This is a genomic window from Nitrospira sp. NS4 (assembly GCF_049546785.1).
Classification (GTDB): Bacteria; Nitrospirota; Nitrospiria; order Nitrospirales; family Nitrospiraceae; genus Nitrospira_D.
In genome coordinates, this window is sequence record NZ_JBMWAN010000004.1 from 14,683 (window position 1) to 30,228 (window position 15,546).

At 63.6% G+C, this 15,546-nt stretch carries 12 protein-coding genes and 1 tRNA gene; 7 read left to right on the forward strand and 6 right to left on the reverse strand.

The window, feature by feature from the left end; translation table 11 throughout:
- Window positions 1-10: 10 nt before the first annotated feature.
- The 4 genes from ACO9S2_RS12015 to ACO9S2_RS12030 form a co-directional block, all read right to left on the reverse strand.
- Window positions 11-778, reverse strand: a complete 768-nt coding sequence (locus tag ACO9S2_RS12015; RefSeq protein WP_423722531.1) for an ABC transporter permease — start codon at window positions 776-778, stop codon at window positions 11-13.
- The gene (locus ACO9S2_RS12020; protein ID WP_423722533.1) at window positions 775-1,668 is read right to left on the reverse strand and encodes an ABC transporter permease; all 894 of its coding nucleotides are present in this window, start codon (window positions 1,666-1,668) and stop codon (window positions 775-777) included. The genes ACO9S2_RS12015 and ACO9S2_RS12020 overlap by 4 nt, the downstream gene beginning before the upstream one ends.
- Window positions 1,665-2,765, reverse strand: a complete 1,101-nt coding sequence (locus ACO9S2_RS12025; RefSeq protein ID WP_423722535.1) for an ABC transporter ATP-binding protein — start codon at window positions 2,763-2,765, stop codon at window positions 1,665-1,667. Before ACO9S2_RS12025 ends, ACO9S2_RS12020 begins: the two co-directional genes overlap by 4 nt.
- Before the next feature lie 64 nt (window positions 2,766-2,829).
- Entirely contained in the window at window positions 2,830-3,120 is a 291-nt protein-coding gene (locus ACO9S2_RS12030) for a hypothetical protein (RefSeq protein ID WP_423722536.1), read from the reverse strand.
- 131 nt (window positions 3,121-3,251) lie between these two features.
- On the opposite strand from ACO9S2_RS12030, the gene glgC reads away from it, so the two are divergent.
- From glgC to ACO9S2_RS12045, 3 genes are all read left to right on the forward strand, one after another.
- A complete protein-coding gene (gene glgC / locus ACO9S2_RS12035) occupies window positions 3,252-4,490 on the forward strand; it encodes a glucose-1-phosphate adenylyltransferase (RefSeq protein WP_423722538.1) in 1,239 nt (412 codons plus the stop codon).
- Window positions 4,465-6,324: a helicase-related protein gene (locus tag ACO9S2_RS12040; protein ID WP_423722540.1), complete on the forward strand. Its 1,860-nt coding sequence runs from the start codon at window positions 4,465-4,467 to the stop codon at window positions 6,322-6,324. The genes glgC and ACO9S2_RS12040 overlap by 26 nt, the downstream gene beginning before the upstream one ends.
- A gap of 96 nt (window positions 6,325-6,420) precedes the next feature.
- Window positions 6,421-7,488 carry a DEAD/DEAH box helicase gene (locus ACO9S2_RS12045; RefSeq protein WP_423722542.1) on the forward strand — a complete coding sequence of 356 codons (1,068 nt, stop codon included), beginning with the start codon at window positions 6,421-6,423 and terminating at the stop codon, window positions 7,486-7,488.
- Window positions 7,489-7,508: 20 nt separating this feature from the next.
- Here the strand turns inward: ACO9S2_RS12045 and ACO9S2_RS12050 are convergent, their stop codons facing one another.
- Both ACO9S2_RS12050 and ACO9S2_RS12055 read right to left on the reverse strand, forming a co-directional pair.
- Window positions 7,509-8,486 (reverse strand): hypothetical protein, encoded by a 978-nt coding sequence (locus tag ACO9S2_RS12050; RefSeq protein WP_423722543.1) that lies wholly within the window; start codon window positions 8,484-8,486, stop codon window positions 7,509-7,511.
- Window positions 8,483-8,749, reverse strand: a complete 267-nt coding sequence (locus tag ACO9S2_RS12055; protein ID WP_423722545.1) for a hypothetical protein — start codon at window positions 8,747-8,749, stop codon at window positions 8,483-8,485. Before ACO9S2_RS12055 ends, ACO9S2_RS12050 begins: the two co-directional genes overlap by 4 nt.
- 295 nt (window positions 8,750-9,044) lie before the next feature.
- Here ACO9S2_RS12055 and ACO9S2_RS12060 point away from each other — a divergent pair.
- The 4 genes from ACO9S2_RS12060 to glgB all read left to right on the forward strand — a co-directional run bounded on the left by ACO9S2_RS12060 (window position 9,045) and on the right by glgB (window position 15,536).
- Window positions 9,045-9,120: transfer RNA gene (locus tag ACO9S2_RS12060), tRNA-Arg, on the forward strand.
- 406 nt (window positions 9,121-9,526) lie between these two features.
- Entirely contained in the window at window positions 9,527-11,644 is a 2,118-nt protein-coding gene (ppk1, locus tag ACO9S2_RS12065; RefSeq protein ID WP_423722546.1) for a polyphosphate kinase 1, read from the forward strand.
- 107 nt (window positions 11,645-11,751) lie between these two features.
- Window positions 11,752-13,236 (forward strand): CHAD domain-containing protein, encoded by a 1,485-nt coding sequence (locus tag ACO9S2_RS12070; protein WP_423722548.1) that lies wholly within the window; start codon window positions 11,752-11,754, stop codon window positions 13,234-13,236.
- Between the two features lie 92 nt (window positions 13,237-13,328).
- Window positions 13,329-15,536: a 1,4-alpha-glucan branching protein GlgB gene (glgB, locus tag ACO9S2_RS12075; protein ID WP_423722550.1), complete on the forward strand. Its 2,208-nt coding sequence runs from the start codon at window positions 13,329-13,331 to the stop codon at window positions 15,534-15,536.
- The last annotated feature ends 10 nt before the right edge of the window (window positions 15,537-15,546 follow it).

The following is a 15,546-nucleotide window of genomic DNA, read 5'->3' on the forward strand; positions in this document are numbered from 1 at the left end:
CGGCGCATGGCTACCGACGTTGGAAAATAAGGGAAAGCCCCACCAGCCCCATGGAGACCGTCACTAGCACAGCCGAAAGCGCGTTGATCTCCGGTGAGAGGCCGGACTTGATCATCGAGTAAACCTTCAGCGGCAACGTGGTCGCGCCTGGTCCGGCGACAAAGAAGGTGACGATGAAGTCGTCGAGAGAAATCGTGAAGGCCAGCAGCATGGCCCCGAGGATGGCCGGGAACAGCAACGGCAACGTGATCCGTCTGAATGCCTGCCACGGAGTGGCGCCAAGATCATAGGCCGCATCGAGCAGCCGGGAATCCAGCTTCTGCAGCCGCGCGCGAAGGACGACGATCGCCACGGGGAGATTGAACGCGACATGGCCGATGATCACCGTCGTCAGGCTCAGCGGCATCCGCAGAACAACAAACAACAAGAGGAGCGCCACGCCCATCATGACTTCGGGAATCACCAGCGGCAGGAGGAACATCGGCTCCAATACCCGGCGCCAGCGTGCCCGGACGAGCTCCAGTCCCATCGCCGCCGGCACTCCCAGCAACAGCACAATGACCGTGGAGAGCCCCGCCACCAGCAGGCTGTTCCCCGTCGCGGCACGCAAGGCCTCGTCCCGCCACAAGACTTCGTACCACTGCCAGGACAGCCCCTGCCAGGTCGCCGACAGACGGGAGGCATTGAACGAGAACACCACGAGCACGGCAATCGGCAGGTAGAGAAAGGCCAGGCCGAGCGCGCTCAGCGTCCTCAGCCAGACTCCCGGCGCCCTCATGAGGCCCCTCGTTTGTCATCCACGACCGATTGCGCCCGCAAGTACCAGATCATCGCTCCGGTCACAAGGGCCATCAGGACGATGGAAATCGCCGACCCCAGCGGCCAATCCCGTGCGATCAGGTATTCGTGCTGAATCAGATTGCCCACCATCATGCTCCGGGCGCCGCCCAGCAGATCCGGCGTGATGAAGGCCCCGAGCGAGGGAATAAACACCAGCACGCAGCCGGCCACGATGCCGGGCTTCGTGAGAGGAACCAGCACCAGGCGGAAGACCGACCAGCGGTCCGCGTAGAGGTCCCAGGCCGCCTCGATGAGCGAACGATCGACTCGTTCGATCGCCGCATAGAGCGGCAGGACCATGAACGGAAGATAGCCATAGACCAGGCCGAGCACCACCGCGCTGTTCGAGTAGAGGATCTCGACGGGAGTCGAGATCAATCCCAGCTTCAGCAGAACCGTGTTCATGAGGCCCTCGGTCCTCAGAATGAAAATCCAGGCATAGGTCCGGACGAGAAAGTTGGTCCAGAACGGCACCATGATCAGCACCAGCCAGAGCGCCTGCCGCCGTGGAGGCAGGCGGGCGATGTAATAGGCCAGGGGGAAGCCCATCCCGAGACAAATGATCGTGGTCAGCGCCGCCAGCAGGAGGGATTGCCCGAAGATCCGGCCATAGAGCAGGTGCAGCAGGTCCCGGTAATTCTCCAGACTCAGTTCCCACAGGATACCCCCGTAGGTTCCGCGGGTGGCGAAACTGACCGCGAGGATGACGGCCAACGGCAGGAGACAGAAGAAGGCGGTCCACAGCACGCCCGGCGCCAGCAACCAGCAGAGAGCGCCGCGCGCGTCACCCTTCCGGTTATGGCTCTGTGCAGGCGATGCAGGCATCATGAGAGCGGAAGCACCACCCCGTCCGACACATTCCATTGGACCGACACCTGATCGCCGGCCCTCCAGGGCGGTGATCCGCCCGCATGGTTGGGCATATGGATGGTCCAGGATTGCCGGTCGTTCATCCGAACGACACAATGCCACTCGCTGCCGAGATACCGCAGGGTCTCAACCCTGCCGGGCAGCTCGTTGTCGAACCCGGCCCCGCCGCCGTCCGGCGCCACACGCACACGTTCAGGTCTGAGAATCAGGGCCACGGGCTCGCCGGGCCGGAGAGCGTCGGAGACCGCCACCCGGATGGTTCGCGACAGCCCGGGATCGGAACAGACCAGGGTGGCCCGTCCGGCATGATGGTCGCTGAGGGTGCCGCGCAGTTCGTTGGAGGTGCCGATGAATTGCGCGACGAAATGCGTGGCCGGCGACTCATAGATCTCCTGGGGCCGGCCGATCTGCGCGACACGCCCCTGATGCATCACCGCCAGCCGGTCCGAGAGCGCCAGCGCGTCCTCCTGATGGTGCGTCACGCAGACGAACGTGATCCCCACCTGCGACTGAATCGACTTCAGCTCCACGTGCATCTGCTGACGGAGCTGCTGGTCGAGCGCCGCCAGCGGTTCGTCGAGCAGGACCACGGCCGGCCGGTTCACCAGCGCGCGCGCCAGCGCGACGCGCTGCTGCTCCCCTCCCGACAGCTGGCCCGGCATGCGATCCCGCTTTTCTCCGAGCCGCACCAGTTCCAGGCTCGATGCGACGCGCGCGTCGATGTCACGGCGGGGCACCCGCTTCATTTCCAGGCCGAAGGCGACATTGTCGGCCACCGACAGGTGTGGAAAGAGCGCGTAGGATTGGAAGACCAGATTGACCGGCCTCCGGTTGGGAGGCACACCGGCCATCGACCGCCCGTCGATGAGGATCTCGCCGGAGTCCGGCGTTTCAAATCCGGCCAGCATCCGCAAGAGGGAGGTCTTGCCGGCTCCGCTGGGCCCCAGAATGGAAAAGAATTCGCCCCGGCGCACGTCGAGCGTGACCCGGTCGACGGCCAGCGTGGCCCCGTGGCGTTTAACCAATGAACGGATGTCGATACTCAGATCGGCCACGGAATGGACGTCCTACAGGGCCGGACAAGGGGGCGGGAGGGCAGATCGCGACAGCGGCGGACGCTCAACTATCCAGCCTGCTCTTGGCATGGTGGTCGCGCAGATGTTTCCGCACACGCACCTTTTCGTGATGCTTCCGCAGGAGCTGCTGGCGGATCACATTCCGGTCCTCGGCCACGATCCGCACGAGACGATCCACATCTTCGGCATGGTCGCGGACCAGCTCGGTGAGTTTCTGAAGCTGCGCCTCCAGCCGCTCGATCCGCCACAGGGCATCCTTCACCGGCTCAACCGGCTTGCGGGCCACTTTGCCGTTGCTGCGAGGAAGAGCCGATACAATCAAATCGCGTTTCATAGACACTCCTTTTATACGCCCGGTCGCCCTGTCTCACCCCAAGACCTGGGCTAGTATTATCCGCGTTCTCCCTGAAGTCAATCGTTCAGCTTCCTTTCCATTTCCGGACGGTCCTGTTACAATTCGCGGCCATGCACAATGTATTCACGATGATCCTCGCCGGGGGCAAAGGCGAACGCCTCAACCCGCTCACCGAACAGCGGGCGAAACCGGCCGTGCCCTTCGGCGGCAAGTATCGCATCATTGATTTCACGCTCAGCAACTGCCTGAACTCCGGCCTGCGGAGAATCGCGGTTCTGATCCAATACAAATCGCACTCGCTCGACAAGCACATCCGCAGCGGCTGGAACATTCTCAACTCCGAACTCGGCGAATACATCGCCTCCGTCCCCCCGCAGCAGCGCATCAGCGAGGAATGGTACAAAGGCACGGCCGACGCGGTGTACCAAAACCTGTTCCTTCTGGACAGCGAACACGCCGACTACCTGCTCATCCTGGCCGGCGACCACATCTACAAGATGAATTACGCCGAGATGTATCACTGGCTGATCGCTAAGAACGCCGATGCCGTCGTCGGCGCCCTGGACATTCCGATCCAGGATGCCACGCGCTTCGGGGTCATCAGCGTGGATGAAGAGCTCCGGATCAAACGGTTCGACGAAAAACCGGCCGCCCCCACCCCGATTCCCGGCGATCCCACCCATGCCTTTGCCTCGATGGGGATATACCTCTTCAAGACCGAGGCCATCCGCCGGTACCTGACCGCGGACGCCCAGGAAGGCACCGCCCACGATTTCGGCAAGAACATCATTCCGCGCATGATAGAAGAAGGCCGCGTGTACGCCTTCAAATTCCAGGATGAGAACAAGAAAGCCGTCAAATACTGGCGGGACATCGGCACGCTCGACGCCTACTGGGAAGCCAACATGGATCTCATCGCCGTCGATCCCCTCTTCAACCTCTACGATCCGAACTGGCCGATCCGGACCTATCAAGGGCAGTTTCCTCCGGCGAAATTCGTCTTCGCCCAGGATTTCCAGGGGGGCCGCATGGGCGTCGCACTGGATTCCATCATCTGCGGCGGCTGCATCATCTCCGGCGGCCGCGTGCAGAACTCGATCCTCTCGCCGAACGTGCGGGTCCAGGACCACGCCGACGTGCGCGAATCGATCGTCATGGAAAATGTGGTCATCGGGGAGCAGAGCCGCATCCGGCGGGCGATCATCGACAAAGACGTCATCATTCCGCCCAAGACCGAGATCGGCTATGATCGCGAGGCCGACGCCCAGCGATTCAAAGTCACCGAGTCCGGTCTGGTGGTCATTTCAAAGGGAATGAAACTGCATGCCTCCCTCGATTCATCCGGTTGATCTCATCGCCGCCCTGCGGGACAAGTCGCTCACCCCCGCGATCGTCTTTTTGACCTCCCGCCGCGCCTGCGACGAAGCGATGGAAGCGTTCGACCATGCGAAGACGGTGCTGCCTCCCGCCAGGCAGGAGGCGATCGCCGCCGCGCTCGAGCGGGTCATCGCCCAATATCCCAGCATCGCCGAACATCCGTTGATCCCCACCGTCCAGCGTATCGGCGTCGCCGCCCATCACGCGGGGCATCTCCCGTCCTGGAAAATCGCGATCGAAGAACTCATGCGGCAGGGCTGCCTCGATGCCGTCTTCGCCACCACGACGCTGGCCGCCGGCGTGGACTTTCCGGCCCGCACCGTCGTCATCACGCAATCGAGCATCCGCAAGGCGCGCGACTTCATGGATCTCACGATCGGCGAAGTGCAGCAGATCGCCGGGCGGGCCGGCCGGCGCGGCAAAGACTTCGTCGGCTTCGCCGTCGTGGCCCCCTCGCCCTACATCGACCTCGGCGTCCTGACCAAAGGGCTTACGGGAAATCCGGAAGCCATCGACAGCCAGTTCAACATCACCTACCCGATGGTGCTGAATCTCCTGAAAGCCCATCCGCACAATCAGATCCAGGCGATCCTGGCCAAGAGCTTTGCCCAGTTCCAGCTCAACCAGCGCGCGGAACTGCTGGAGCGCAAACTGGATACCCTCCATGTGCAGATGGAACCCTTCGGACCGCGCGTCTGCACCGACTGGATCACCCAATGGCACACGTTCGATCAGGCCAGGCGGCAGAAATCGCACCGGCACCAGGTCGCTCGCCACGAAGCCCCCGAGGTCACCGCGCGGTTTCACTTCCTCACCCCCGGCCGGGTCGTGGGACTGAACCGGGGACGCGGCATCGTCCTGCGCCAGTACCGGAGCAAGGGCCAGAAGAGCCCCATGGTCACCATCCTGCGCCCCGGCGGCGCGGTCACCGAATGTCCGGCCGGCATCGTCACGGAAATCTTCGACCGCACCTTCGAATGCCAGGAACAACCGGCCTATCCCTGGTGCACCGCCGACTCCCTGGATGAACTGCTCTATCAGCTGACCGAGCTGCCCACACGCCTCCCGGTCCTGCCGATCCTCGTCTCCAAAGAATCGGAACCGCTGCCCGACTCCATCGTCCAGAGCCTGGGCGATTTTCCCTGTCCGACCTGTTCCTCACGGTCGGCCTGCCAGAAGGACTATCTGGTCGCCTCCCGGATGCGCCAGGAGCAGCAGCGGCATATGCGATCCATTCAGGCCCTCCGGACCAGTCTGTGGCACCGGTTCCAGGAGCGCATCGACGTGCTCCAGCAATTCGGTTATCTCACGCCCGCATCGCAGCTCACCGACGACGGGGAATGGGCGCGGCTCATCCGCATCGATCATTCCCTGCTCATCACCGAGCTGATCCGGGCCGAGGCCTTCACCGGAGCCGACCCGGCGGTGCTCACCGGCATCATGGCCAGCATTGCCCACGATGACGACCGCCCCGGCGCCTTTCCCCGCATCAGCTCCGGGCTGAGTTCGCTGCTGGGCCAGGTCCGGAAGCTGGCCGAGAGCCTCTCCCCTTATGAAGATCCGCCCCTGCTCCGGGCCGACATTGCCGCCGTGGCGGAGCGCTGGGTGTCCGACCCGAACCTGACCTGGATCGGACTCTGCCGCTCGACCACCATGGCCGAAGGGGACATCTATCGCCTGCTCGCGCGGACGCTTGAGTTTCTGTCACAGCTCCACACGCTCAAGGCCACCCATCCGGGTCTCGCCGATTCGGCCTCGAAAGCCCTCGCCCTCATCCGGCGGGGCGTACTGGAGGAACTGCCATGATACGGTCTCTCGTCGTTCGTGAATCGTCGTTCGCAATGCAGCAAAGATCGATGGCCGTTTTCTCGCGTTTCACGTTTCACGCTTCACGAGGCATTGATGACAACTGACGAACTGGCACAACTTCTGGCTCAGCAACCGGTGGCCATCCTGCATCGGCTGGCGCGCGGCCGCGTCCAGCGGCATTTCCGGGCTGGCAAGCGCCGCCTCGTCGAGATGATCCTCCAACATTCGGGGAACAATCTCGCCGGGCTTGAATCAGACTTGCAGGCCCTCATCGGAGAACGCCAGGCGCGAGCCCAGGCGGCGCCCCCGCCGGCCACACAGGCGCCCCCGCGCCAGGCGGCGCAGCACACCAGCCGGAGACCGCCGCGCGCCCAGGAGCCGGAATCAACCGAGCCCTGCGTCACGCTGGCCGCCTGGCTGGAAGGGCTCGGCGTGCCGGCCCCGCAGCCCTTCGTCGCGGACCCCTGGCAGGAAGAAGCCCTGGCGGGCCTGGCGGAAACGGATGTCGTCGTGAGCGTCCCGACGGGAAGCGGCAAGACCTACGTCGCCGTGGAAGCGGCCAGACGGGCGATGAGCGAGAACCGGACCGTGATTTACACGTCCCCGCTGAAGGCCCTGTCCAACACCAAGTTCACCGAGTTTTCGAAAATTTTCGGCAGCGACCAGGTGGGTATCCTGACGGGCGACCGCCAGGACAACAGCCAGGCGCCCATCCTGATCATGACGACGGAGATTCTGCGCAACCTGCTCTACGACGCGGCCAGCGGCGAAATCGACGTGCGGCTCGATACCCTCGGCCTGGTGATTCTGGATGAATCCCAATACATCGCTGACCCGGAGCGCGGCGTGGTCTGGGAGGAAACGATCATTTTCTGCCCCTCGCAGGCGAAGCTGCTGCTGCTCTCCGCCTCCATCGGCAACCCGCAGGACATCGCCGACTGGCTGACCTCGATCCGCCCCTCGCCCTGCCGCCTGGTGCGCCACAGCAAACGGACCGTGCCCTTGCGCGCCGGCTATCTGCACCCGAACGGCAAGCTCACGCCCCTTTTCCGCACGGCCGGGATTCCCTACGGCCATCCGGGACAACTCCATCCCGAAGCCAAACGCCTCTTCCTCCAGTATGAAGAAGAGACGCTCCCCTCCGGACGGTCGAGGCGATAACGACGCGGTCCCTGCCGTGCTTAAAATGACGCGGTCAGACCGACGGTCGGTCCGTGGCGGAGGGTCTGAAACTCGGTGAGGGGAAAACTCTGTGAGGCATACCCGACCGGGTGGTTTTCCATCGTGCCAGAGTAGATGACGTTCCACCAGACCCGATAGCCGCCGGTCAGCGCGAGGTTTTTGGTCAGCATGACCTTCACGCCCACATCGGCATCGACACTCGCCCCCGCCCCCCACATCGTGAAGCTGGGCTTCTGCAGATCGCTGCGCTGTTCATGCCGGTCTTCGTTATACAACACACTGATAGGACTCACTGCCACCTTACCGTCCACGCTGAACCAGCGGGTGAACCGATACTCGGTGTCGATGCCGATACGCAGCGGAGTAATCCATTGCGTGGTGTTGGTAATCATCAGGCCACCGGAGTGCGACGCAGGACATGGTGTGACGATGCCTGAATCACACACCTGGACATCCAACCCGGTCGCTTCATATTTGGTCCGCCAATACTGGAGGCCTCCGAAGACATCCAGGTAGCCGCGTCCATTCCGAAATTCCACCGCCCGAAAGCCCAGGTCCCCGTTCACATACCAGGTGCCGCTCCCGGAAATATCGCTCTTCGTTTGTAAATACAGATACTGCCCGGCCAAATAATCCTGATCAACGAAGCTCCCCCGATCAAGCGCGACCGAGAATCCGCCTTCGCCCCGCAGAAACCAGCGTTTCGAGATATTGAATTTCGCTCCGAATTCCAGGATGTGGGTATTGTTGTCCTTGTACGTTAACTTCGAGGTGGGGTTCCCCAAAAAAGGATAGGACCCGGACGCATTGTGGCCCCACGTGGTTTCCCCGTTCGTGAACATCCAGGACCGCATGGACAGCTCCCAGCGCGGCTTCGCTTGTGAATCCAATTCCTCAGCCCGCGAGACGCCCGAGGCCGCCACCAGGCACAAAGCCACCGCCGCAACGAGCACCCGCTTCCGCCACAATAGAATCACCGTCTCACCCCTCCGCGTTGAATCACCACCGTGTCATAGCACCGGTCGGCCGTGTCCGGCATCATCCGCTGGCAGGCCGCGCGTATATCCGCTTCGTTGAAGTTCCGTTGGACAACCACCGAAAACCATACGAGCCAGGTCCCGATCGCGGCCGCCAGCACCCCACCGGCAACCAGCAGCGCCCAAGGCCGCCATATCCGCGCCGGCTTCCGGTGAGCCGGGCCACTCTCGATCGCATCCTGCGCTCCCTCTGAACCTTGCATCTGGTGTGCCACTCCTGCGATTCTAAAACCGATCAGTCATGCGGGAATCATACCCGAGTACGTAGATCCTGAATAGCAATTTCCCACTCCACTCTGACGCGGGGAGAGATGGGATGAACCGTGGCATCACCGTGCCTCCGAACCTCGATGGACCTGAACCAAGAGGCAATCTCTCACTTGACCCTGTCTCCCCGGGGACTGTATAACCTCCCCTGCACTACAACGCCTCGCATACCCCTCCGCTCACTCCCTCATGGATTCGGCGTCCGGGTCCCCGCGAAGCAACGGCTCCCATGCGCCCGTAGCTCAATGGATAGAGCATCTGACTACGGATCAGAAGGTTACAGGTTCAAGTCCTGTCGGGCGCACCACTCCAAAGCACCGCAACTACAACACAGACGCCGCGATTCATGCGAGAGAGGCGTCGACCATCCGATGGGCTGAAACCGGTTTACCGGTTTAAATAGGTGTTTGATGCCGGTTCTTCGTCAAAAAGAGAGCGAAACAGTAGCAGAACCCTAGCAGTCGATCGGCCCGGCGCCATGGCTATCCCGCAGATGCCTGCACCCCTGGCATCCTGACAAACCAGGCCGTCCCTCTGGATGAAGACCACGACCAAGAACGGCAAGCCGCACGTCTTGCCGATGCCGTCGCAGCTCGTCCCGCTGCTCGCCCTCTTGGTCCGGCACAATCCGCCCGGCTGCCCCCTGGCTCTTTTTGGGGCGAGCGGCCTTTCTCGCATACCCTGTTGAGACGCCGCACTGTTCCCTGTAGCATGTGCCGGTCCCAGCCCATCAGAGGAAAGGACGATACACGATGGATCTGACCGACCCGTCTCTGTATATCAACCGGGAGCTGAGCTGGGTGCGCTTCGACGAGCGCGTCCTCGACGAAGCGCTCGACCGCCGCCATCCCCTGCTCGAACGGCTGAAATTCCTCTCCATCTTCAGCAGCAACCTGGACGAGTTCTTCATGATCCGCATGTCCGGCTTGTACTGGCAGTTGCAGACCGGCTCGGTCGAAGCGCCGCCGGACGGGCGCACGCCGGAGGAACAGATTGTGGCGATCCAGCAGGCCCTCGCCCCGCTTCTGGCCCGGCAAACGGCCTGTTGGGAAGAAGAGCTCCGGCCCGCGCTGCGCGAGGCCGGGATTCAGGTCCTGCCTCATGCGGACATCCCGGACGCGGCCGCCCGACAGCTCCGCGAGTACTTCCAGGAGGCCATCCTCCCCACGCTGACCCCGCTGGCCTTCGATGCCGCGCATCCGTTTCCCCACATCTCCAACTTGAGCATGAACCTCGCCATCGTCGTGACACAGCCGGACCGCGGGGAACGATTCGCGCGCCTCAAGGTGCCGCGCCTGTTCCCGCGCCTCCTCCGCGTCCCGCAGCTGGATCCGTCCGGCGTCGAGAGGATTCCCTCCGGTTTTGTCTGGATCGAAGAGGTGATCGCCGCCAACCTGGATCTCCTGTTTCCTGGCTGCGAGGTGGCCGCCGCCTATCCGTTCCGGGTCACGCGCGACGCGGATCCGGATATCGAAGTGGACGAAGCCGCCGATCTCCTGCTGGCCGTTCAGGAAAGCCTGCGACAGCGGGACTTCGGATCGGCCGTGCGGCTGGAAGTCAGCGCGCACATGCCCGACCGGATTCGCGAGATACTCGGGCAGAATCTCCGCCTCTCGGCCAATCAGCTCGTCACGGTCACCGGACCCCTCGGCCTCTCCGATCTGATCCAGCTGACCAAACTCGACCGGCCCGACCTGAAAGATCCGCCGGTGCCACAGAAGATCTGGCCGGTCCTGACCCAATCCGACATCTTCTCCGTCCTTCGCCAGCGCGATGTCCTGCTCTATCATCCCTATGACAGTTTCCTGCCGGTCGTGGAATTCCTGCGCGCCGCCGCGAGGGACCCTGACGTCCTGGCAATCAAACAAACGTTGTACCGCGTCGGCCAGGACTCTCCCGTGGTCGAAGCCCTCATGGAGGCGCGCGCCAACGGCAAGGAGGTCGCCGCGCTGGTCGAACTCAAGGCGCGGTTCGACGAAGAGAACAACATTCTCTGGTCCCGGGAGCTCGAACGGGCCGGCGTCCACGTGGTGTACGGGCTCGTCGGGCTCAAGACGCACGCCAAAATGTGCCAGGTGGTCCGGCGCGAGGGAGACCGTCTCGCCCGCTACGTGCATCTCAGCACGGGCAATTACAATCCCGCCACCGCGCGGGTCTACACCGATCTGGCGCTCATGACCAGCAACCCCGCCATCGCCTCCGACGTGGCGACGCTCTTCAACGCCCTGACCGGCTATGCCGGACAGACCCGGTACCGATGCCTGCTCGTCGCTCCGGATGAACTCCGCGCCCGCATCCTCGACCGGATCGAGCGCGTCATCGCGCGCCACCGCGATGGAGGAGAGGGCTACATCGCCTTGAAGCTGAACTCGCTCACGGACCCGGCCTGCATTCAGGCCCTCTACCGGGCCTCGCAGGCCGGTGTGACCGTCGATCTGCAAGTCCGGGGTATCTGCAGCCTGCGGCCGGGGGTCGGCGGCGTCAGCGAACGGATCACCGTCACCTCGCTGGTCGGTCGCTTCCTGGAACACAGCCGCATCTTCTTTTTCCGGTCCGGCCTGGAGGAGGAGTTGTGGCTCGGGAGCGCCGACCTCATGCCGCGCAATCTGGACGGCCGGATCGAAATCCTCTTTCCCGTCGAGGCGCCCCATCTCCGCCGGGCCGTTCGCGACGACATTCTCTTCGCCCACCTGCGAGACACGGCCCAGCTGCGCCGGATGAACGAGAAGGGAATCTACGAGCGCGTCCTCCCCCCTCCCGGCGAACTGCCCTTCAACTCGCAACAGCGGATGCTCCAGCTGGCCGGGACCTGGAATCACGAGGCCTCCTGACCGCCCGCCGCTGTCTCCTGGTGCCGTCAGCCCTTCCGGGCAAGACATCCCCCTGGAGATCGGTTATCATCCCCTGGCCGGCCCCGGTCGGACGGAGGGATCTCACGATGACTCGATCCGATACCCGGATTCCCGCTCGCCGCCCCGCTCGCGCCCTCTCCTCGACCGTCGAGCGCGAGATCAAGCTGGCTGTGGGCCCCGATTTCCGCCTGCCGCCGATTCCCGGCCTGCCGCTGCCCCCGCGCCTGCTGACTTCCGTCTACTACGACACCGCGGCGCACGACCTCGCCCATGCGCGGATCACCCTCCGCCGCCGGATCGAGCGGGGAAAGCAGGCCTGGCAACTCAAGATTCCCTTGAACAACGACCGGCAGGAGGTCGAACTCGTCGATCGGCAGACCCAGCCCCCGGCAGCGTTTCGCGAGTTGCTCCTGCTCCATCTGGGACCACGGAAACTGGCCCCGGTCGCCACGTTGCGGGTCTCGCGGACGGGCCTGCGCGTCCTGCGCCGCCGCCGGCCCGCCGCCGAGATTGTGCTCGACCGCGTGTCCGTGATGAAAGACCACCGTGCAATCCGGCGGTTCCGCGAAGTCGAAGTCGAGCAGCTCGGGGCCGATGACGGCGTCCTGAAAGAGATTGAATACCTGCTGCATCGTGCGGGCGCCGGCGAGCACGACGGCCGGCCCAAGTTGTTTCACGCCCTCTCTCTGCCGGCTCCCTCCCCCGATCCTCCGCCGGCCCGTGACGCGCCGGTGGCCGCCCACATCCGGTGGGCCCTGGCGCAACATGTCTGTTGGCTCCTGGCGCATGACCCCGGCACCAGGCTCGGGACGGAATGCGAAAGCCTGCATCAGATGCGGGTCGCCACGAGGCGTTTGCGCGCGGTCCTGCGCGCAGCCCGCCCGGTCCTCGTGCCGGACTGGGCAGGTTCGCTGCAAAGCGAATTGTCCTGGCTCGGCCGGTTGTTGGGACCGGCCCGCGATCTGGACGTCCAGATTGAGTATTTCACGAAGGAGGCTGAGGGCCTGGATGCCCGCGACCGCAAGCCGCTGGCGCAATTCGTCGCCCATCTGCAAGGCCGGCGGGAGCACGCGCAGCAGGTCCTGCTCGGTGAGCTGAGGAGCGCGCGCTACCTCGAACTCATCCGGCGGCTCAAGCACGCCGTCCGGGATCCGGCCGTCCTGGAATCCCCGGTGACGTTGCATGAACTGGCGAGGGGAGCGTTCAAAAAACTCCGGAAAGCCATCCGCCGCCTGAGCCCCTCGCCAAGTCATGTCGCGCTCCACAGACTCCGCATCAAGACGAAACGGGCGCGCTACGCCGCTGAACTGGCGGTCTGGTCGACCGGCAAGCCCGCCGTCCGCTTCATGAAACAGGCTGAAACGGTCCAGGATCTCCTCGGAATCAATCAGGATGCTCTCCAGGCGGAAACCTACATTCGCCGCTTCCTCAAGCAGTCGACCGGCGTGCGCGCGGCATTTGTCGCCGGCCGCATGGTCGAGCGCCAGCGCCAGCGCCGGGATCAGGTCCGGAAGAGCATGACCGGGCCGCTGAAGAATTTACTGAAGCAGGGCAGAAAGGCCTGGGACTGACCGACGCCCCCGGCCGGCTGCGAGAAGGACAGGGTCTCCCCCGGTCTCGTTTTCCCCTTCCTTATCCCCTCGCGACAATTTAGGATAGGCCCATGAAGACACCCGCACACCTCGCGCACGAAGATATTCAACGCATCGTCTCGGGAACCCACTGGAACCCGCGTTCGGTCCTGGGACCGCATCCCACCGCGGACGGCGTAGCCATTCGTATCTGGCACCCCTTTGCCGAGACGGCTCACGTCGTGCTGGAGGAGCGTCCGGCGCTCGCCATCCCCGCGCTGCGCATCCATGATGGAGGTCTCTTCGAGGCCGTCGTCCCTCAAGGACATCAGCCTCTTCGCTACCGCGTCAGAACCAGTGGCGCCGACGGCATCGTGACCGAGGGGTATGACCCCTATGCCGTTTCACCGCTGCTGACTGATTTTGAATTGCACCTCTTTGCGGAAGGCACGTTCTACCGCGCCTACGACACACTCGGCGCTCATGTCCGGACCATCGAAGGCATCACCGGCGTCCACTTCGTGCTGTGGGCTCCGAATGCCGCGCGGGTGAGCGTGATCGGCGATTTCAATCGCTGGGACGGACGCTGTCATCCGATGACCAATCGAGGCGCAACCGGGTTGTGGGAACTCTTTCTTCCCGACCTGCCTGAAGGCACGCTGTACAAGTACGAAATCCGTCCGAGGGATCGGGACGCGCTGCTCGTGAAGGCCGACCCCTACGCGCAGGCCGCTGAGCTGCGCCCCCGCACCGCCTCCAGGGTTCGGGATCTCTCCGGCTACCGCTGGCACGACAGCGACTGGATGACCGCCCGCGCCGCGCGGGATCCCCTGACCGGCCCCTTCGCCATCTACGAAGTCCATCTCGGGTCCTGGATGCGGGTGCCGGAGGAAGGGAATCGCTGGCTCACCTACGCCGAACTGGCCGGCAAACTCATCCCCTATGTGAAAGACCTCGGATTCACCCATCTTGAGCTGCTGCCGGTCACGGAACATCCTTTCGACGGATCCTGGGGCTACCAGACCACCGGCTACTTCGCCGCCACCAGCCGGTACGGCACTCCCGAAGACTTCATGGCCTTCGTGGACGCCGCGCATCAGGCCGGCATCGGGGTCATCATGGATTGGGCCCCCGCGCATTTTCCCGACGACCCGCACGGCCTCAACGAGTTCGACGGCACGCATTTGTATGACCATGCCGACCCCCGTCTCGGCTATCACCCGGATTGGCACAGCCGCATTTTCAATTACGACCGGGCGGAGGTCCGCAATTTTCTGCTGAACAGCGCGTTGTTCTGGCTGGACAAGTACCACATCGACGGATTGCGCGTGGACGCCGTGGCCTCCATGCTCTACCTCGACTACGGGCGGAAAGCGGGCGAGTGGATTCCGAATGCGTTCGGCGGACATGAGAACCTGGGCGCCGTGACTTTTCTGAAGGAAATGAACATCCTGGTCCACCGCGACTTTCCCGGCGCCGTCACCATTGCGGAAGAATCCACCTCCTGGCCCGGCGTCTCACGCCCGACCTATACGGGCGGCCTCGGCTTCACCTTCAAGTGGAACATGGGGTGGATGCACGACTCGCTGGATTATTTCAAACACGACCCGGTCCACCGGCGCTTTCATCACAGTCAGCTCACCTTCGGACTGCTCTACGCCTTCACCGAAAACTTCGTCCTCGTGCTGTCCCATGATGAAACCGTTCACGGCAAGGGCACGCTCCTGAGCAAGATGCCCGGGGATCGATGGCAGCAGTTTGCCAACCTTCGCAGCCTCTACGGTTATCTGTACGGACACCCGGGAAAAAAGATGCTGTTCATGGGCGGCGAATTCGGCCAGTGGCGGGAATGGAACCACGACACCAGCCTGGACTGGCACCTGTGCGAGGATCCGTCGCATCGGGGGTTGCAGCGGTATCTGCAGGACCTCAACCGGCTCTATCAGCGGGAGCCGGCTCTGTATGAAGCGGACAACGACTGGGCGGGGTTTCAGTGGATCGATTTCAGCGACGGGGACAACTCGGTGATCTCGTTCTTACGCAGACGGCGGGACTTGGCCGAGCACCTGGTCTGCGTGGGCAATTTCACGCCGATCCCCCGTGAGCACTACCGCATCGGCGTCCCCGCAGAAGGATGGTATCGTGAAATTTTGAACAGCGATGCCGCCGTCTACGGGGGAAGCAACAGGGGAAATTCCGGCGGCGTGCAGGCCACGGCCATCCCCTGCCACGGCCTCCCCTATTCCCTCAGCCTGACGCTTCCCCCGCTCTCGATGCTGTTCTTCAAACCGTCCCCCTGATCAGGGGGAC